The sequence below is a fragment of the Granulicella sp. S156 genome, from assembly GCF_009766105.1.
GTDB lineage: Bacteria > Acidobacteriota > Terriglobia > Terriglobales > Acidobacteriaceae > Granulicella.
Genome location: NZ_LMUH01000008.1, coordinates 5,814 through 23,556, shown reverse-complemented (window position 1 = coordinate 23,556; position 17,743 = coordinate 5,814). Strand labels below are relative to the sequence as shown.

Annotated in this window: 16 protein-coding genes; 7 read left to right on the top strand and 9 right to left on the bottom strand. The window is 58.3% G+C overall.

All coding sequences use genetic code 11. The features are described 5' to 3' along the window. Positions 1 to 67: 67 nt before the first annotated feature. Both GSQ91_RS07135 and GSQ91_RS07130 read left to right on the top strand, forming a co-directional pair. A complete protein-coding gene (locus GSQ91_RS07135) occupies positions 68 to 454 on the top strand; it encodes a BlaI/MecI/CopY family transcriptional regulator (RefSeq protein WP_158820583.1) in 387 nt (128 codons plus the stop codon). After that, a complete protein-coding gene (locus GSQ91_RS07130; RefSeq protein WP_158820581.1) occupies positions 451 to 2,295 on the top strand; it encodes a M56 family metallopeptidase in 1,845 nt (614 codons plus the stop codon). Before GSQ91_RS07135 ends, GSQ91_RS07130 begins: the two co-directional genes overlap by 4 nt. Before the next feature lie 57 nt (positions 2,296 to 2,352). Here GSQ91_RS07130 and GSQ91_RS07125 read toward each other — a convergent pair whose 3' ends face one another. From GSQ91_RS07125 to aroB, 4 genes are all read right to left on the bottom strand, one after another. Further along, a complete protein-coding gene (locus GSQ91_RS07125) occupies positions 2,353 to 3,198 on the bottom strand; it encodes a PASTA domain-containing protein (protein WP_158820579.1) in 846 nt (281 codons plus the stop codon). 3 nt (positions 3,199 to 3,201) lie between these two features. After that, entirely contained in the window at positions 3,202 to 4,641 is a 1,440-nt protein-coding gene (locus GSQ91_RS07120) for a cation diffusion facilitator family transporter (RefSeq protein ID WP_254064397.1), read from the bottom strand. 180 nt (positions 4,642 to 4,821) lie between these two features. Next, entirely contained in the window at positions 4,822 to 5,580 is a 759-nt protein-coding gene (gene ubiE, locus GSQ91_RS07115) for a bifunctional demethylmenaquinone methyltransferase/2-methoxy-6-polyprenyl-1,4-benzoquinol methylase UbiE (protein WP_158820578.1), read from the bottom strand. After that, positions 5,577 to 6,716 (bottom strand): 3-dehydroquinate synthase, encoded by a 1,140-nt coding sequence (gene aroB, locus GSQ91_RS07110; RefSeq protein WP_158820577.1) that lies wholly within the window; start codon positions 6,714 to 6,716, stop codon positions 5,577 to 5,579. Before aroB ends, ubiE begins: the two co-directional genes overlap by 4 nt. Positions 6,717 to 7,053: 337 nt before the next feature. Here aroB and GSQ91_RS07105 point away from each other — a divergent pair, with 337 nt between their 5' ends. Beyond that, positions 7,054 to 7,818 (top strand): metallophosphoesterase, encoded by a 765-nt coding sequence (locus tag GSQ91_RS07105; protein WP_158820576.1) that lies wholly within the window; start codon positions 7,054 to 7,056, stop codon positions 7,816 to 7,818. A gap of 115 nt (positions 7,819 to 7,933) precedes the next feature. Here the strand turns inward: GSQ91_RS07105 and GSQ91_RS07100 are convergent, their stop codons facing one another. The 4 genes from GSQ91_RS07100 to GSQ91_RS07085 all read right to left on the bottom strand — a co-directional run bounded on the left by GSQ91_RS07100 (position 7,934) and on the right by GSQ91_RS07085 (position 11,219). Further along, on the bottom strand, positions 7,934 to 8,842 hold the full coding sequence (locus GSQ91_RS07100; RefSeq protein WP_158820575.1) for a TerC/Alx family metal homeostasis membrane protein: 909 nt from the start codon (positions 8,840 to 8,842) through the stop codon (positions 7,934 to 7,936). Between the two features lie 73 nt (positions 8,843 to 8,915). Continuing rightward, positions 8,916 to 9,866, bottom strand: a complete 951-nt coding sequence (locus GSQ91_RS07095; protein WP_158820574.1) for a M28 family peptidase — start codon at positions 9,864 to 9,866, stop codon at positions 8,916 to 8,918. Beyond that, positions 9,866 to 10,660 (bottom strand): twin-arginine translocase subunit TatC, encoded by a 795-nt coding sequence (gene tatC, locus GSQ91_RS07090; protein WP_158820573.1) that lies wholly within the window; start codon positions 10,658 to 10,660, stop codon positions 9,866 to 9,868. The genes GSQ91_RS07095 and tatC overlap by 1 nt, the downstream gene beginning before the upstream one ends. Further along, complete coding sequence (locus GSQ91_RS07085) at positions 10,650 to 11,219, bottom strand: twin-arginine translocase TatA/TatE family subunit (protein WP_158820572.1); 570 nt, start codon at positions 11,217 to 11,219, stop codon at positions 10,650 to 10,652. The genes tatC and GSQ91_RS07085 overlap by 11 nt, the downstream gene beginning before the upstream one ends. Positions 11,220 to 11,463: 244 nt before the next feature. Here GSQ91_RS07085 and GSQ91_RS07080 point away from each other — a divergent pair, with 244 nt between their 5' ends. After that, complete coding sequence (locus GSQ91_RS07080; protein ID WP_158820571.1) at positions 11,464 to 12,627, top strand: beta-propeller fold lactonase family protein; 1,164 nt, start codon at positions 11,464 to 11,466, stop codon at positions 12,625 to 12,627. An 80-nt stretch (positions 12,628 to 12,707) separates the two neighbouring features. Then, positions 12,708 to 13,904, top strand: coding sequence for an SH3 domain-containing protein (locus tag GSQ91_RS07075; protein ID WP_158820570.1), 1,197 nt, complete (start codon positions 12,708 to 12,710; stop codon positions 13,902 to 13,904). Between the two features lie 55 nt (positions 13,905 to 13,959). Here the strand turns inward: GSQ91_RS07075 and GSQ91_RS07070 are convergent, their stop codons facing one another. Then, positions 13,960 to 15,081, bottom strand: a complete 1,122-nt coding sequence (locus GSQ91_RS07070; RefSeq protein WP_158820569.1) for a DegT/DnrJ/EryC1/StrS aminotransferase family protein — start codon at positions 15,079 to 15,081, stop codon at positions 13,960 to 13,962. A 359-nt stretch (positions 15,082 to 15,440) separates the two neighbouring features. On the opposite strand from GSQ91_RS07070, the gene hfq reads away from it, so the two are divergent. Further along, complete coding sequence (gene hfq / locus GSQ91_RS07065; RefSeq protein ID WP_158820568.1) at positions 15,441 to 15,749, top strand: RNA chaperone Hfq; 309 nt, start codon at positions 15,441 to 15,443, stop codon at positions 15,747 to 15,749. Positions 15,750 to 15,782: 33 nt separating this feature from the next. Beyond that, entirely contained in the window at positions 15,783 to 17,258 is a 1,476-nt protein-coding gene (gene hflX, locus GSQ91_RS07060) for a GTPase HflX (protein WP_158820567.1), read from the top strand. The last annotated feature ends 485 nt before the right edge of the window (positions 17,259 to 17,743 follow it).

Genomic DNA, 17,743 nt, shown 5'->3' with positions numbered 1-17,743 from the left:
ACCGTGAAAAAGTTTCTTGACATCACCTACTTCTGTAGGTGATATTCCTACGTGAGTAGGAGAACTGATGGCTACCCCAAAATTGTCCAAACTCGAATTTCAAATCATGGAGGTGCTCTGGACCCAGGGAGAATCCTCCATCCGCGAGATTCTGGATTCACTTCCCGCCAAAGCAAGACCGGCGTACAACACGATCCAAACCATGGTGTACAGGATGGAACCGAAGGGAGTGGCGCGGCGCGTCAAGAAGGTAGGAAACTTTCATGTTTTTGCAGCCTCCATTTCGCGCGACGCAGCGCAGCGTCGGCTGATTGACGAGTTGCTGGATCTCTTTGGCGGGCGATCTCAGCCTATGGTGGCACGCCTCGTCGAGACCGGTAAATTGTCTCTCGATGACGTGAAGAAAGCGGAGAATGCCTTGCGCAAACTCCCCGGAGAGGAGAAGCAGTCATGATGCCAGCATTCTGGGACGGAAGTTGGACCGCAGCCGTCGTCAATCATCTTTGGCAGTCAACCGTCGTAGCGGGCATCGCGTGGGCACTGGCGCTGGCGCTCAGGAAGAATCACGCAAGAGCACGATATTGCTTGTGGATGATTGCCTCGGTAAAGTTTCTGCTTCCGTTGTCACTGTTGATGGCTGTGGGCGAGCTGTTCCAGTCGCTGGTTGCGACGCCGATCGTCGCGAAGCCTGCACTCGCAAACGTTATGGGACAGATGGCGCAGCCGTTCCCGCAGGTGCGGTTCTTTGGTGTGACGGAACACTCGTCTGCGGCGACGCACGGGAACGGCCTGCCGGTCTTGCTGCTAACGATTTGGGTTTGCGGAGCCTTGATCATCGTTCTCCGCTGGATACGCGGATGGCGGAGCATTCGAGCTGCGGTGCGCTCGGCATTGCCTCTTGAGATTGCGGCAGATGTGCCCGCACTGTGGTCGACGGCGATGATTGAGCCGGGCATCTATGGAATCTTCCGGCCGGTGCTGCTATTGCCGGAGGGAATTTTGGAACGGCTCACGCCGGAGCAATTGAAAGCAATTGTCGCGCATGAGATGTGCCATGTACGTCGGCGCGACAATCTAACCTTCGCCGTACATATGATCGCGGAAGCGTTGTTCTGGTTTCATCCCGCAGTATGGTGGATCGGGGCGCGGTTAGTCGATGAACGCGAGCGCGCCTGCGACGAGGCCGTTCTCGCTGCTGGCAGCGACGCGCAGGTCTATGCCGAGGGAATTCTGAATGTATGCAGGTTTTATGTAGAGTCGCCGCTGGAGTGTGCGTCTGGCGTCACGGGTTCGGATCTGAAAGAACGGATTGTTCGCATTGGAGCCCGCCACGCGGGGCTAAGGCTGGGCTTCAGCATGAAAATCCTGCTGGGTGCAGTTGGATTGATAACCATAGCGGTGCCAGTCGTATTTGGCTTGGCGCAAGCAACGAAAGAAATGCCGAACTGGCAAAAGGCGGCAGGCGGCAAGATGGCATTCGAGGTCGCCACCATCAAACCCGCCGAGCCCGGCAAGCGCGTCGAGCAAAACGTCGGCCTGAACATTGATGATGAGCCTATTCCGCCAGGAGGACGCTTGCTGGTGCAGGGAACGCTTCCAAGTCTCATCGAGTTTGCCTACAAAATCATATCCACGCGCGAGCAGCAAAACGCGATGCTCGCGCACCTGCCCAAGTGGGTCGCAAGCGATAGCTTCGTCATCGAAGCCAAGGCAGAAGGCAATCCCACCAAGGACCAGATGCGCCTGATGATACAGTCGCTCCTCGCCGACCGCTTTAATCTAGCTTTGCATTTTGAGACGCAGGAGATGCCAGCGCTCGCTCTCGTGCTTGATCGGCCGGGAAAGATTGGGCCAAGGCTGCGGCCCCATGCAGAGGGTCTCCCGTGCGACGCGAAGTGGACATCCCCGCCAGATCCCGCTTCGCCATCTGTTGCGCCGGGTGGATTCTTGCGCTTTTGCGGCGCGAACGTGCTGATGATTACGCCACACCATTCGTTCTTGGTGGGGGCCCGGGACATCACCATGCAGTACATTGCCAATTACATGCCGCTTTGGCAGGATTCTGGCCGGCCCGTAGTGGACCGGACTGGGCTGGCCGGGACTTACGATTTCTCACTCGATTCCGTGCCTGAGCGCAACGATCCTTCGCCTCCCAGTACAAACGCTCAGCTTGATACGGGAGCACCGACTTTCTCGGAAGCCCTGAAAGAGCAGCTCGGACTGAAGCTGCAGCCCACAAGAGCTCGGATTCAAGTTCCTGTCATCGATCATGTGAAGCAACCTTCACCGAATTAGCAGCACTTCCGTGCCTGCTCAACCACGCAGTGAACTCTTGATGCCGAACGCTCTAATCTACCGTGCGCCAAAGATCAGCCGCACCGCATCGCCCTTATTGGCACGATATCCCGACTCCGGCTTCTGTCCTGTCACAGCTCCTACCGGGGGCGGAACAACGACAGGCGCTGCCGGTACCGGCACTGTGATGGACTGTCCATTGGCATTGAGTGTTACAGTCTGCTGCGTAGCAGCCGGAGGCGTCGGAGGCGTATCCGCTATATACCAGACCCGCAGGCCGAGAGCCGCCGCCGCCTTGCTCGCGGCGGAGTAGCTGAGGCCCACAAACGACGGCAGCACAAACGCGCTGGAAGCGCCACTGGCCGTGGAACTGAGCAACAGGCTCACACGCGGCTGGTCCACGCCTGCATTCGGCGGAGGCGTCTGCGCCAGCACAATGTCGGGATCTCCCGGCGCGTCGATATGCGCCATCGTGCCCAGATCCAGCGACATCCGGCGGATGTCCATAGCAGCCTGGTGTACCGGCTCACCCGCAACATCGGGGATCGTAACCTGTTGTGGTCCGAGGCTTTCGGTCACGCGCACCTGCCATCCGCGCCGCACGCGCGAGCCTGCAGCCGGAGCTTGTGACAACATGCGCCCGGCGGGCACGGTCGTCGAGTAAAACTTGTTCTCAATGGTGAGGTCGAGCTCGCTGTGCAACGCGGCATCGCTGGCTTCGGCCGCCGTCATGCCCGAGAAGTTTGGTACGGAGAGTTCATGCCCATGCAGCGCAATCCGCAGCGTCAGCGCTGCGGTGATGAGCATGACCGCGATCATCGACAGTGCAGTGAGGGCAAGCTGGAAGTACCGCTTCATGGCCTCTTCGAAGGATCGTGTCTCCAAGCGTATGCGGATCTTCATGACTTATCTCCGGTTGTCGGTCGCGGGCTCTGGATGGATCAGCACGCGGGCGACCTGCGGGTGTTTGATGCGGAATTCGCTCTCGAACTCGGTAATGACCTCATGCACGCTCGCCATGGGGAGGTCGTCAGGCAGCGTGCAGTGACAGTTAATCTGCACACTGTTCGCCGCGCCTCCATGGCCGCGAGTCACGACAATCTCGTGGATATCCAGTATCTCCGGGAAGACGCGGGCTGTCGCCAGCAATTGGTTCGTAAGGTTCTCCGTCGCTCCGATGGGTGCCGGGTGCGCGATCGTTGCCGGTTCGCTCTCAATGTGTGTCAGCACGGTGGCAATGCCGGGAATCTCGCGCCGCATCCCGGCTTCGAGGTGTGTCGCAATGTCGTGGGCCTCTCTCAAAGACATCGTCTCAGGCACTTCAAGGTGTTGTTCAACGTGCAGCGCACCATCATACTGCTGCACGCTGACGTCATGAATCGCGAGGTTGGATCGCGCGGCTACGGCACGGACACGATCGAAGACGCTCTCACCCAGGGCCGCGACCGGTACCGTGTGGATGACGACATCGGCTCCAGGCAACAGCTTCTGCACCGCGGCGGTTGCGGCAAAGCCAATCTGCTCGGAGCGCTGAAAAGTAAGATTGCGCGGAAGGCCCAGCGTGAGGTCGACAAAGTAGTCCGAACCCGCACGGCGTACTCGCACACGTTCCACGGCAAGGACCCCGTCCGTGGACTTCAGGTCATGGAACAACTCACGTCGAATCTGCTCGCGGATCTCTGGAGGCGTAGCATCCAGCAGGGAATCGATGGTTCTCCGCGCGAGTCGCCACGTTACCCGCAGAATGATGACGGCTACCAGCAGAGCCGCGACGGGATCGGCATACTCCAGCAACGGCAGATGCAGACGCTCGCCGAGAAATGTCGCGAGCAGTCCCAGAAAGACAGCCCCTGCCGACCAGAGATCGGTGCCGAAGTGAAGGGCGTCTGCTGCCAGCGCGTCGCTGCGCTGTTCTTCCGCTACGCGCTGCAGGGCGCGGGAGCGCGTGTAGTCCACAAACATCGACAGCAGCAGAACGAGGAATGGCCACACGGACCAGCGAAGATCGAGATGCCGGTGATACAGAATGCGCCGCACCGCCTCCTGCGCGATCCATACGCAGGAGCCAACCATCAATAAAGTCTCAAGGGCAGCGGAGAGGTTCTCGAGTTTGCCGTGACCGTAGTTGTGCTCTTCATCCGCGGGGCGGTCGGAGACACGTACCGTCATCAGCGTGATGCCGGAGGCGATAAGGTCGATGGCCGAGTGCGCGGCCTCGCTCAACATACCCAGCGAGCCGGTAAGGACACCGGTGATGAGCTTCAGCAGCGTGATGGCGAGAGCCGCCATCAGCGACGAAAGCGCCGCCGCGCTCTTAGCAGAGCTGCGCTGTTCCAGTTCTGTCATCGACCCGCCCTGTATTGCCCTGAGCATACACGCGTAGAAGAATTCGTTGCAGCTACAGAAGAAAAGCTTTTAACGCCGGCTGTGCGGAGGTTTCGTAGAGGAAAAAGGGTTCCGCTGCGGCCTCCGCGAAACCTCCGCGCCCTCTGCGTTAAAGGCTTTTCGTCTGGAGTCGCCACGAATCTACTTCTTGCCCCCTCGATAGAGTCCTGCCGCACGCAACAGGTAGCCATCCCACGCACAATCTGCAAAGCCTGCTTCAGCCATAAGCGCCAGCATCCGTGGCGAGCGTGGAAAGCGTTCCACCGAGGCCGGAAGATAGCGATAAGCGGCACGGTCGCCCGAGATCATGCCGCCGACGATAGGCAGGATGTGCTTGAAATAGAGGTTGTAGAGCGCACCGCTCAGGCCATCCGGCTGGTTGCACTCCAGAATGCCGATCCGGCCGCCCGGCTTGAGAACACGGTGAATCTCCGTGAGCCCCTCCGCATAGTTCGTGAGATTGCGAAAGCCGAAGGCAGAGGTCACAAGGTCGAAGCTGTTGTCCGGATACGGCAGGTGCATCGCGTCTCCTTCGACCCAAAGCGCATTGGCGCTCGCATATTTGATGCGTGCGCGTGCGAGCATCTCGGCGGAAAAGTCGAGACCTGTAATGGGCTCACTATTAGCAGGACGCTGTGCGAGCAGCGCGGAGGTCATGTCGCCGGTTCCACAGCAGATATCGAGCACGCGGGCTTCGGGCCGTATAAGAATGCCGCTGAAGCTGCGCGCGGTGCGCGACCACCAGCGACGGTCGAGTCCCATCGAGAGCAGATGGTTCAACAGGTCGTAGCTCGGCGCGATGGAGTTGAAGATGTCCCGAACGTGCTCCGCCGCTGCGGTTTCGGTGGCTTCGCCGGAAGGCCGAGCTCCCAGCGCGCTCTCCTGTTCGAGGATACTCACGCCAGCACCTGCAGGTTGTTCACTTCAGCCATCATCTCTTCGGCGGCTGCGAGCAACTCGGCTTCACTCACATCGCGCACGACCGTCGCATCGCCGATGCCGATGGGCAGCACGAAGGAACGTGCTCCGCTGCGGTTCTTCTTGTCCTTGGCTGTTAGTGCAACGAGCTCTGCGGCGTCTGCGCTGAAGCCTCGCAGAGGTCCATAGGCGCGGATGACGCGATTCATACGCTCCGCTTCGCTGCTGCTCACCATGCCGCGCCGCTGCGCAATGCCGATGGCCGCGATCATGCCCCAGGCGACGGCTTGGCCATGCAGCAACTGCTTATACTCCGTTGCGGCTTCGATGGCGTGACCCAGCGTATGTCCGAGGTTGAGGAGCATGCGCTCGCCAGACTCTTTCTCGTCAGCGCCGACGACATTGGCCTTGATCTGCACGCTGGCGGCGACGACGTGGGTGATAGCCGCCTGGTCGCTATCCAGACCGTCGCTCAGCACCTCGGCCTTGTTCTCGTCCAGAAAGTCGAACAGCGCACGGTCGCGGATGATCCCGGCCTTGATGGACTCCTGAAGTCCGGCGCGGATCTCTGCGGCGGGCAACGTGTGGAGCGTCGCGGTATCGGCATACACCGCCAGTGGATGATGGAACGCGCCTGCGAGGTTTTTGCCTGCGGCGAGGTTCACGCCAGTCTTGCCGCCGAGGGAGCTATCGACCTGTGCAAGCAGCGTGGTCGGCACGCCGATATATCGAATGCCGCGCATGTACATCGCGGCAAGGAAGCCGGTCATGTCGCCGATGACACCGCCGCCCAGGGCCAGAAGCACGCTATCGCGATCCGCGCCATGCTGGGCCATCTCTTCGGCGAGGCGTTCCACCGTGGCAAGGCGCTTATGCTGCTCACCCGCCGGCACGCTGAGCAGCGCGGGAGCGGCAGGGAAGCCGCTGGCAAGACGCTCGCCGTGGAGCTTCCAGATCTCAGGCGAGGTAACAACGAAGACCCGCTGCTTACCCGCGCTCAGTCCACCCTTAAGCAGCGCATCGACACGCTCACCAACGCCCGCCAGCAACCCACTACCGATTTCAACCTCATAGGTAGCGGAGGCAGCCCGTACCGTAATTTTAGTGTTGTTGCTCATCTCTATAAGGATATCGCGCTAGGGCCTGTCATCACACTGCGGTTTATCTATAACTTTGCCGCAGCCCCTGCCGTGGCTTTTGCCTCGGCTTCCGTCGCGGTTTTTGTCGCGGCCTCTGCTTCAGCTTTTCTTTTTGTCATTCCCGCAGGGAATCTGCTTCTGTTCTTGCTCCCTATTCCTTCCCCCCCAAGCCTGTCATTTCGACCGACCAACGGGAGCGGAGAAACCTCTGTATTTTGCGGATGCTTGTATTACCGAAGAAGCCAACGCCCCATCTCACCCCACAGTTCGGCCCGCACCGAAACATCTGACCTCATGCACGGCCTATGATCTGAAAATGACAGAGAAGCGGAAATCAATCGCCTATGTAACCGACGCGCATATCGGGCAAAAAATCGTATTAGGCGAAAAAGCAGAATCAGGCAAAATGCGCTACCTGCGCGAGTCCGAAGAGCACAAAGACAATCTGAAGCTGATTCTCGATGACATCGCTAAAAGAGGGATTACGGAGGTGGTGTTCGGCGGCGATATCGGCACAAAAGACGGTAACGAGTGGTTCTTCAACCTGATTGGAAAATACAACTTCAAACTGCGAATGGTTCTGGGAAACCACGACAGCTTCTCGGAAGTCAGCAAACATTACAGCTCGCCCAACAGCGACGATGAATTGAAGTACGCCTACGAAGAGGGCTCTTTCAAATACATCTACTTGGATTCTTCCTCCAATTCCATCAGCGACCATCAATTCCGCTGGCTGCAACAGGAGATGAATACCGAGAAAAAAATGATCCTCTTTTTGCATCATCCCGTCCTGGAAATCGACACCCCACTGGATAGAGCCGGCGCTGCCCTGAACGCAAGAGAGAAGATACGAGCCGCGCTTCTGGAAGCGAAAAGAGAAACCGTCATTTTTTGCGGCCACTATCACATGGAAGACGATGCCATCGACGGAAACATACGTCAGTTTGTGACCCCTGCGGCTTCCTACCAGATAGTAAAAATATCAGACGAGATTGCAATCGACGAGCAGAGCTTCGGCTATCGGCTTATGGAAATCGATGGCTCCGAAATAAGCACTGAAGTCGTTATGTTCAAAAAATGATGGACCATAGAATCAACAAGCTGCAGCCCACAATTCTAGAAATCCCAGGGACACATCTCTAGAATTCTCCAGATTGCACCACGCCAGACAGCGCCTTTATGTCATTCGCACCCGATCACGAAACCGCCTTGTCACGAGCCATCAGCAGCGAAGCTCCAATCGTCACCCCCAGCAGCCCCGCAATGACGGCCAGCGATACCAGAGGCCCAATCTCGACCCACGCACTGATCAGCATCTTGACAGCAGCGAAGGCCAGCAGCGCTGCAAGGCCATAGTGGATGAAGCGCAACTTCGCAAGCATGATCGCCAGCAATACATAGAGCGAACGCAGTCCCATGACCGCCATGATGTTCGAGGTATAGGCAAGGAACGGCTGGCGCGTAATGCTGAGAACCGCAGGAATGGAGTCGAGCGCGAAGACGACGTCTGTGAGCTCGACAGCGACCAGCGCCAGCAGCAGAACGGTAGCCATCATCCGCCCATTCTCGCGGACAAAGAAGTGGTCATAGTTCTCGCTGATAGGCGAAAGCTTGGTGAGCCATCGAATCCATCCGGGAGTCTGCTTGTCGTTGTTCGGATCTTCGGGGCGGAGCAGGCGAATGGCGCCGAACAGCAGAATCGCACCAAAGGCATAGCTGATCCAGTGAAAGCGGTTCAGCAGGCCAAGACCTGCAGCAATGAACCCTCCACGCATGACAATGGCTCCGGCGACTCCCCAGAAAAGCACCCGTGGCTGACGCACGTCCGGCACCCGGAAGAGACGGAAGAGCAGCAGGAAGACGAAGAGGTTATCGATGGAGAGTGCTTCTTCTATCGCATAACCGGCGAGATACTGCACAGCACCGGCAGAGCTATAGAATCGCGCCAGAATCGCCGCAAGGGAGAGTGCCGCTGCGACCCAGAGAATGGTTGCGTAAATGGCTTTGCGTCTGGTGTCGGGAACTGCACGGTGCAGAAGGTACTCAAGCGCCAATAAAACGACGATGGCGACGTGGAACCAGATCCAATGGGAGAGGGGCGTCAAGATAGCCGTGATCCTGATAATAGATCAGTCTGCTTTTGCCGCTGCTTATATTTTGTCGACGTCGGCAAAGGCATTAATGCTGATCGATAAGCTTGACCACATCGAGGAAGAGGTCAGCCGAGACTTGCAGGCTTACCGGGCTGAGCTTGTCGAGGGTGTCTTTCTCTGTGTGGTGAAAGGCTTCCGGATCTTTGGGCGTTCCGTATTCGTAGTCGATGATGTCGAGGACAGGAACGTCACGCTGCTTGAATGGCAGATGATCGTCCTCGATCGCCTGCGAATCTCGGAAGAGATAGCTCACGTGGCCTGTGTCTTTACCCGCTTTTGCCAGTAGATCGAGCAGCCATGGAGTTGAGTTGCTCTCCTTGGTGATGTTCATACTCTTCCAGCCGATCATATCGGCGACGATGAAGGCCTTGATGTGGCTAATGGTGCCGTCGCCAGACCACTTGGCAGCGAGGTGCCGTGTGCCGTAAAGGGAGTCGGAGCTGGACCATTCCTTGACGGCCTCTTCGCCGTCGTCGAAGACCAGCCAGACGGAGTAGCCCTGCGGCGGATGCGCCCGGTAGTACTGGCCTAGCGCAATGAGCAGGGCCGTGGTGCAGGCTCCGTCGTTGGCTCCGACGAAGTCGATGTCCTTGAGCGGGTAGTTGGTCTCGTAGTGCGAGGCCAAGACGATGACGCCATCCTTTTTGCCGGGAAACTTGACGATGTAATTCGTCATACTGAGCTGGCCGATGGGCGTGCGCGCAGAGAAATTATCCGCAATGAGGTTCCCTTTAGCGGCTTCAGGGGCAAAGTGGGCCTTGATAAAGTTTTCCGCGGCAGCATGCCCGGGCGAACCGATGTAACGCTTAGGAGCGGCGGCAAGGTATTCCTGCGTAAGCTTGTAGACGGCCTGCCCGGAGACGCCGTGGGCCTGTGCTTGAACGGAGGCTGTCGACGCGCAGTTCATTGCAAGTGCGACTAAAACCGCCAGAACTCTTGAACGGGCTTGTACTATCCAGCTTCCCGGGGCCCTCATTAGGCTCCTTCCTTTTTCTGTTTGCGTTTATTGCGTGCTGTGGGGTGCACGAGGAAGGCCACGGCTACGCCAAGGAAGTAGAGCGCTAACATCGGCGAGGCGAAGAGGCACATGCCGATGGGTTCCGGCGTTGGGCAGATGATCGCGGCGATCAGAAAGATCGCGAGAATCGCGTAGCGGAAGTGCTTAAGCAAGAACTTGCCGTCGACGATGCCGAAGAGTGCCAGAAAGAAGATCAGAACCGGCAACTCGAAGGTGATGCCCAGCCCGAGAATCACAGCAAGGAAAAACCCTGTGTACTCGTCGATCGTGATCATGTGGTTGTAATCCTTGCCTATTTCCAGTAGCAGCACTTTCATGGCGCCTGGCAAGACATAGCGATACCCAAACCATGATCCGGAGAGAAAGAGGCCGACGGTTGCACCCATGAAGGGCCAGACATATTTCTTCTCGTTGGTATACATGCCGGGCGAGATGAAGAGCCATATCTGATAGAGGATGAACGGGGAGGCAAGGATAGCGCCGACGATGGCAGAAGACTTGATGAGGATATCGATTGAATCGGTGGGATGCGTCATGGTCATCTTCTGACCGACATCGGTAAGCGGCTTTTGCAGCGCGGCAATAATACGCACGTGGAAGGCATAGGCGATCACCATTCCAATAGCTAGGTAGCCAACGGACCAAAAGATACGCTTGCGCAGTTCCTCGAGGTGCTCCATTAGGCTCATACCCGGAAGTTCCGCGCGGTCCTGCACGGCTGAGCGTGCGCGATCGACGAGATCAGTCGCCATGTGTGGCACTCTCCCTGGCGTATTCAAGCATTTCAGGTGAAACGGCGTCTGCCGCAGGTTCTCCAGCCGGATTCCCGGTTGTGGACGGATTTTCTGCAGCAACTGGGATCGACTCCAGCAGCCCCCCCAGGGCATCGCTGCCCGTTTCGGAACTCTTGCTCTGCGGTACAGGCAGACCGGTTGACGGAGGCATAAGGCTCAGCTCGCCGGAGGTAGCGATAGGCAGCGGCTTTGGGGTCTCTGCCGCTTCGGTGGGAGAAACCGCAAGACCGGTTTCCTCCGGATTGGTCTCCGAAGGGCTGGGCAGGTGGGGATGCTCGGGTTCCGCTATCGCAGGGGTAACGGGTGCGGCGGACTCCATAGCGGCGATCTGCTTCTGGCGGTCGGCCTGCTCGGCCTGGCGGAGTTCGTCCTCCATCTGCATCTTGAACTCGTTGGAGGCGCGGCGGAACTCGCCGATCCACTTGCCGAGCTCGCGGGCCAGCACCGGCAGCTTCTTCGGCCCAAACAGCAGAAGAGCGAGGATAAATAGAAAGATGCTGTCGGAAAAACTGGGCATACAGAGTTAGATAATACGGCATTGCCTGCGTGCTTCGCCTCGCAGGAAGGCATCCTGTCAGGACAATGCTATGAGCATACAGTTCTTTGATATACGAGAAAGTTCGAAACGGTTGCCGCGCAACTTCGTCCTATCTCTATGTGGAGATTGCAGTCGTCTGGAATCCTGTCCAGGATATGTCCCGGCGGCCCCGGCAGCAATCCCTGAGAAAATAATGGAACGACCTTTTATGGAGACTCGACGCATGGCCCGCACCCTTCGGCAAACCCCAATCCGTTTCGTTATCGCCCTTTTGGGTGCCGCAGGCGCACTCTCTCTGACGGGTTGCGCCGGTTTCTTCCAATGCGAAGGGAAGACCGATTGTCCAACCACGGGAACAACGGGAACCGCCAGTGGGGATTATGCCTACATCTCCAACAACTCGTCGAATGCTGATGATCTGAGTGTCTACGATGTGTCAACCGGAGCGCTGGATCCACTTTCGAGCTCCCCCATATCCCTGGGCTACGTGCCCAGTGCCATCGTGATTAACCCAGCCAACACCATCATGTTTGTTGCCAACCAGGCTGCCAGTGTGATCAACGCCTATACCATTGGATCCAGTGGCGCTTTAACCGGTGGCACTGCAGTAGCATCCCAAATTGCGACGGCAATGGCCATTTCTCCGGATGGCGAGTATTTGTACGCTCTGGACATCACTTCGGTGGGTAGTGTTGTTTCTTTCTACTCGATTGGCACGAATGGCGTTCTTACCCCTGCGTCCCAACCTTCCGTTACGTTGGCACTAGCCACCAGTGGCGCTTCCATAACGGCAGGCCCTACTGGCAGCAACTATTTGGTTGTGACCCTTGGCTCGGCTGGGGACGTTATCGTTCCGCTTACAGACGATCAACTGAGTACCACTCTTAATCCCTTAGCCATCCCAATCCCTAGCAGTACCAGTGCCGAGGCTGATTTCGGGGCAGCTATCGATAGTAATAACAACGTTTACTTCTCCCGAACAGGCTTTATTGCTGTCTATAGCGTTGCTGCCGACGGGAGTAAGTGGACATCTGTTACGAATACGACTGCCAATTCTGACACGGGCCAAGGCGATCACGCGATTCTGATGACGGGGAGCTACCTCTACACCGCAAACGCCACAGATGGCACCATTTCTGGGTTTTCGTTCACTTCCGCTGGAATATTGACTCCGCTGACCGGATCACCTTATTCGGCTCCCACGTTAGTCAGTGCCCTGGGGGTCGACAACACCGGCAAGTACATTGTTGCATCGGGCTACAACTCAAGCATCGGAACCAAGCTGTATACGATTGGTTCCGCAGGGGCTCTGACAGCTGCAAGTACCACAGCAGCGACGGGTACAGCCACTACCAATCCAGCTGTGATAGCAATGACGCAGCCATGAGGGGCATCACGCGGTATCCTTGAACTACCCGTTTCTCCTCCGCGAAACAACGTAGCGCTGCGCAAAGGCATCACCTGAACATGTTTGGTATTAATTCGAAGTCAGTTGCGCTGCTTGCGGCAATCGCGGTCCTTTCGCTGGGGCTGGCGGGTTGCTCGCATTTCAGGGTCAAGCCTGCGGATAAGTATGTCTATGTCACCGCGAAGCAGATGTTCCTGCGCGACCGCGTCGCCGCGGTCTCCAACCGCACGGGAAGTGTCTCGAGCGGCGAGAAACTGGTTGTTTTGGAGCGTGCCAGGCGCTGGGTGAAGGTGCGGACTCCCCGCGGTGAAGTCGGCTGGATCGAGGAGAATAAGACCGCCGATCAGGGATTGGCGGACCAGTTTGAGGAATTGCGGCAGAAGCATCTCCACGACCCCGCTATTGCCTCCGCCGTGGCGCGGGATGAGGTCTACCTGCACGCCGCTCCCGGCCTGAAGACAGACAGGTTCTTCCTCCTTGCCGAAGGCGACAAACTGAACCTGTTGAAGCGCGCGAGTGTCGTAAAACCGGTGGTTCCGGGAGCATCTGCAGCGACGGCGAAGCCTGTGGGAGACGCCCGCAAAGCCGGAGCCGGAGCCGGAGACGCAGCCCAGCCTGAAGGGCCGCCTCCCCCTGTGATGGAGGACTGGTGGCTGGTCCGCAATGCGAAGGGAGAGACAGGCTGGGTCTATTCGCGCATGATCGACGTCGATGCCCCTGACACCCTGGTGCGCTATGCCGAAGGGCAGAGGATTGTCGGAGCCTACGTCCTAACTCAGGTGGATGACCCCGATTCGGGCATTCTCAACAATGGGCAGACCGTCACGAGTATTCCGGAGTATTTGGCTGTGTTTAGCCCCTATAAGGCGGGCCTGCCGTATGACTTCAACCAGGTCCGGGTCTTCATCTGGAATACGAAGAAGCACCGCTATGAGACGGCGTTCCGAGAGCACAATATTGTGGGGTATCTGCCGGTCGTCATCGGAGCCAATATCGACCCGTATGGGCATGCGGAGAACTCCAAGGTACAGCTTCCGGCGTTCGCCTACCGTGTGCTGGCAGGGGACGCAGCTATCCCCACGCCCGACCCTACAACGGGGCTTCTCACGCCAGGCAGGACGATTGAAAAGACTTATCGTCTTGAAGGCAATCTCTGCCGGAGGATTCTGATCGCTCCTGGGACTCAGCCGCCAGCGGAGGCCCATCCAGATCCTGAGCCTGAGAAAAAGAAAGATGCCGGAAGACGGCGACGGTAACGGACTGTCAGTTCTCAGTTGCCAGTTAAGGGCATTTCACAACTGACAATTGAAACTAGTAAAACCGCCGAATAGCTTCCACCACTGTCTCGACTTCGTCCTCACGCAGTTCTGGGTAGATTGGCAGGGCGAGCACTTCGTCTGCGGCTCGTTCGCTGATGGGGAAGTCGCCACGCTTGTATCCGAGCGACTTGAGGCTCTCCTGCAGGTGCAGTGGCAGCGGATAGTAGACCTCGGTGCCGATCTTGTTTTCGGTGAGGAAGGCCCGAAGTTCATCGCGGCGCGGTGCGCGAATCACGTACTGGTGGAAGACGTGCTCGGCGCGTGGGTCGATGAAGGGAAGCACTACTCCTTCGGCTGTTGATGAGCCGATCAAGCCGGCCGAATGCAGGCGCTGGTCGTACAGGGTGGCAAGTTCACGGCGGCGCTGATTTCCTGCGGCCACGCGCTGCAGTTTTACTTTGAGAATGGCTGCCTGCAGCGTATCCAGTCGTGAGTTCCAGCCGACTTCGTCGTGGAAGTAGCGCTGTCGCATTCCATGGGCGCGCAACATCCGAGCGCGTTCGTCGGTGTGGGCGTCACGAGTGGTCATCATCCCCGCGTCGCCGAAGGCGCTGAGGTTTTTTGTCGGATAGAAGCTAAAGGCGGCAGCGTCGCCGAGACCGCCTGCTGCGACTCCATTCCAGCGTGCCCCGAAGGCCTGGGCGGCGTCTTCGATCAATCGAAAGCCGTGTTTTGTGGCAAGGGTGGTGAACTCGCCCATATCCGCGCATTGGCCGTAGAGATGCACCGGCATGACGGCGGCTACCTTGCCGGAAACCTTACCGAGGAGTTCTGCGACGGCCTGCGGCGAGAGGTTGAAGGTGCGCTCGTCGATGTCTGCCAGCAAAGGGGTTGCGCCCGCGCGGAGGATCGAGCTAACGGTGGCAAAAAAGCTGAAGGGCGATGTAATGACCGTATCGCCAGGGCCGATTTCAAGTGCAGCCATCGCCAGCCAGAGGGCGTCGGTACCGCTGGCGCATCCGGCGGCAAACTCTACCTCGCAGGCCGCAGCAGCGGCTTGTTCGAACCGTGCGACCTCCGGCCCAAGGATAAAGCGCTGCGACTCGCAGACCTCGGTGATTGCGGCCATTACTTCCTCGCGAATCACAGCAAACTCGCGCGAGAAATCGAGCATCGGAACAGGTTGCAGAGAGCTTCGTCGAACGTCCTGAGTCATCGTTCATATTGTATTGCGAACAATTGCCTGGCTGTCTCGTCTAACTATTTGCGAAGGGTTGGAACCTTCTCCGCAGTACTTGTCTATCCTCGGGGAAGCTTGTTAGTGTGGAGGCCTGCAGGGCTGCACGTCTTTGGCTCGTAATTTGAGTGTGAAGCGGGCCTTCATTCGTGATTCAGAGCAGTTCTTCTATTCGTGAGAGCGAATGAGTTCTGCAAGTGCCGTTTTCCCTCAGGAAAAACGGTGTCAACACCAAGGGTTCGCCCTATGTCGAATAGGCGAACTGCTCGACCGGATGCAAAAAGGAGATCGGCCACATGGATTCAAAGCCGGCACAGAACATTCAGGACACGTTTCTGAATACGGTCCGCAAGGACAAGAGCCCCATCACCATCTACCTAGTCAGCGGAGTCAAGCTTACGGGCAAGATTCGTTCCTTCGATAAATACTCCGTGCTGTTGGAAAACAATGCGCAGGAGCAGCTCATCTTCAAGCATGCGATCTCTACGGTAGTAAGTGGCCGTTCCGGTCTGCATGGCGAGAGCCGGCCTGGCGAGGTGCGCGATCATCGCGTTCCAGCAACAGGTGCTGTGCCGTTGGAAGCGGCTCTGCGCAACGGACAATAGGCAAATCGATCAAGAAATAGGCTGTCTCAGACTTTGCCGAACAGATACTCATCGAGCATTAAGGACTCCCGTCTCGTTGCAGCGCAGGAGCAGGCGCTTCTGCATGCACGCCAGCAGGCGACCAGAGAGCAGGCTGTGTTGGTCGCGGTCGAGTTCACCGCGGACCGCCGCCGCCCCTCTCCGGCCGCGCAGCAGGCACGAGCTGCGGCCGCTATTCTCGAGCGTTCAACCGCAGGGCTAGAGCCTGATTCGGAGGTTCTGACGAATTCCTCGCGCCCGCCTGTGGACCTGGACTTCGATGCCTCGCTGGCCGAATTTCAGGAACTGGCACGGTCGGCGGGCGCGACGATCGCGGCGGTACTGATTCAACACCGGCCTCATCCCGATCCGGCCACGCTGGTCGGCGGCGGCAAGCTCGACGAGATCGTCGCTACAGTGGCCGCTACCGGCGCGAGCCTTGTGCTCTTCGACCACGATTTGACGCCCTCCCAGGCACGCAATGTGGAAGCTCGTCTGCCGTGCACGGTCATCGACCGCACCCAGTTGATTCTCGACATCTTTGCCCGTCACGCCCGAACCCGTGAGGGTATGTTGCAAGTGGAGCTGGCGCAGTTGGAGTATCAGCTGCCCCGGCTTACGGGAAAAGGCAAGTCGATGTCGCAGCTGGGCGGCGGCATCGGAACGCGCGGTCCTGGTGAGACACAGCTCGAAACCGATCGCCGCAGGATCAATCTCCGGCTCGACCGCATCAAGCAGCAGCTAGAAGCGGTGCGGCGGATTCGCCGACAGCAGCGTGGCCGCCGGGAGGCTGTGCCTGTGCCCACGGTTGCGCTGGTGGGCTATACCAACGCAGGCAAGTCGACCCTTTTCAACTCCTTGACGGGCGCGGAGGTGCTGGCTTCCGAGCGGATGTTTGCCACGCTTGACCCGAAGCTGCGGCAGCTCACTCTGCCTTCCCGGCGCAAGGTTTTGCTGTCGGATACGGTTGGTTTTCTACGCAATCTGCCGCATGCACTGGTTACGAGCTTTCGCGCCACGCTGGAAGAGGTGGAGCGGGCCGAACTGCTGCTGCATGTTCGGGATGCCGCCAGCCCGACGCTCGACGAGCAGCGGGCGCAGGTGGAAGCGGTGCTGGCTGAGCTGAATGTAGGGCGCAAGCCGACCCTGCAGGTGCTGAATAAGACCGATCTTTTGCCGCCGGATACACCTTTTGCGGCGGATTCGATCCCTGTCTCCGGCCTTACGGGGGCTGGGTTGGATGAGCTGCTGCGTGCCATCGACGCGGCGTTGACTGCCGACCCTTTGGTGGAGGCTCGGTTTCGGATTCCGCAGTCGGAGGGGAGAGTTCTGGCGGCTCTGGAGCGTGGTGCGACCCTTACCAGGCAGCGCTTTGAGGGGAACCTGGTTTACCTTACGGCGGTGGGGCCAACGACGCTGTTGCGGCGGTACCATCAGTTTTTGTGGCGAAATGGGGCAGAGCTTGATGGTGTCGAAAAGTTGGGCGATTAAAAGAATACAGGCCGCCTGAGGGGGGAGCGGAGGTGGTGTCCCCTTGTCACGCGGCCTGCACGACCCGGAACGGGTCCCGGCTGGTGCACTCAGTGTATGCCTTCTGGGTCAAGATGGCGTAAATTTCAGTGCTGGAATCGGGATTTCTTTTGATCTCCGTGCGTGGTTGCTAACCGGACAGAATGATCGCTTATCGCACCGCGTTTTTGACTTTCCACGTAGGGCTTTGTTACAACTAACACGTAACAACACCAGTAATTTGCGCCGCAATCTCTACTCGCCGCGCGAGAGCCGGCAAGGGGCATGGGATTATGCCCTTCGTCCTCTGCAAGACCCAGAAAATTCATGGAAATACTCAATCAACTTGGTGAACTTGTGCTCGGCTCCGTGCCGACCATGATCTTTTTCGTTCTGCTGGTGATCGCTTACAACGTGCTGGTACAGAAGCCGCTGGAGCGTACGCTTGCAGAGCGTCGCGCGCGCAC

Bases quoted from the DNA above. Each gene is read 5' to 3' on its own strand.
- GSQ91_RS07135 (WP_158820583.1), top strand. From the start codon at position 68: ATGGCTACCCCAAAATTGTCCAAACTCGAATTTCAAATCATGGAGGTG.
- GSQ91_RS07130 (WP_158820581.1), top strand. From the start codon at position 451: ATGATGCCAGCATTCTGGGACGGAAGTTGGACCGCAGCCGTCGTCAAT.
- GSQ91_RS07125 (WP_158820579.1), bottom strand. From the start codon at position 3,198: ATGAAGATCCGCATACGCTTGGAGACACGATCCTTCGAAGAGGCCATG.
- GSQ91_RS07120 (WP_254064397.1), bottom strand. From the start codon at position 4,641: ATGACAGAACTGGAACAGCGCAGCTCTGCTAAGAGCGCGGCGGCGCTT.
- aroB (WP_158820577.1), bottom strand. From the start codon at position 6,716: ATGAGCAACAACACTAAAATTACGGTACGGGCTGCCTCCGCTACCTAT.
- GSQ91_RS07105 (WP_158820576.1), top strand. From the start codon at position 7,054: ATGACAGAGAAGCGGAAATCAATCGCCTATGTAACCGACGCGCATATC.
- GSQ91_RS07095 (WP_158820574.1), bottom strand. From the start codon at position 9,866: ATGAGGGCCCCGGGAAGCTGGATAGTACAAGCCCGTTCAAGAGTTCTG.
- tatC (WP_158820573.1), bottom strand. From the start codon at position 10,660: ATGGCGACTGATCTCGTCGATCGCGCACGCTCAGCCGTGCAGGACCGC.
- GSQ91_RS07085 (WP_158820572.1), bottom strand. From the start codon at position 11,219: ATGCCCAGTTTTTCCGACAGCATCTTTCTATTTATCCTCGCTCTTCTG.
- GSQ91_RS07080 (WP_158820571.1), top strand. From the start codon at position 11,464: ATGGCCCGCACCCTTCGGCAAACCCCAATCCGTTTCGTTATCGCCCTT.
- GSQ91_RS07075 (WP_158820570.1), top strand. From the start codon at position 12,708: ATGTTTGGTATTAATTCGAAGTCAGTTGCGCTGCTTGCGGCAATCGCG.
- GSQ91_RS07070 (WP_158820569.1), bottom strand. From the start codon at position 15,081: ATGCTCGATTTCTCGCGCGAGTTTGCTGTGATTCGCGAGGAAGTAATG.
- hfq (WP_158820568.1), top strand. From the start codon at position 15,441: ATGGATTCAAAGCCGGCACAGAACATTCAGGACACGTTTCTGAATACG.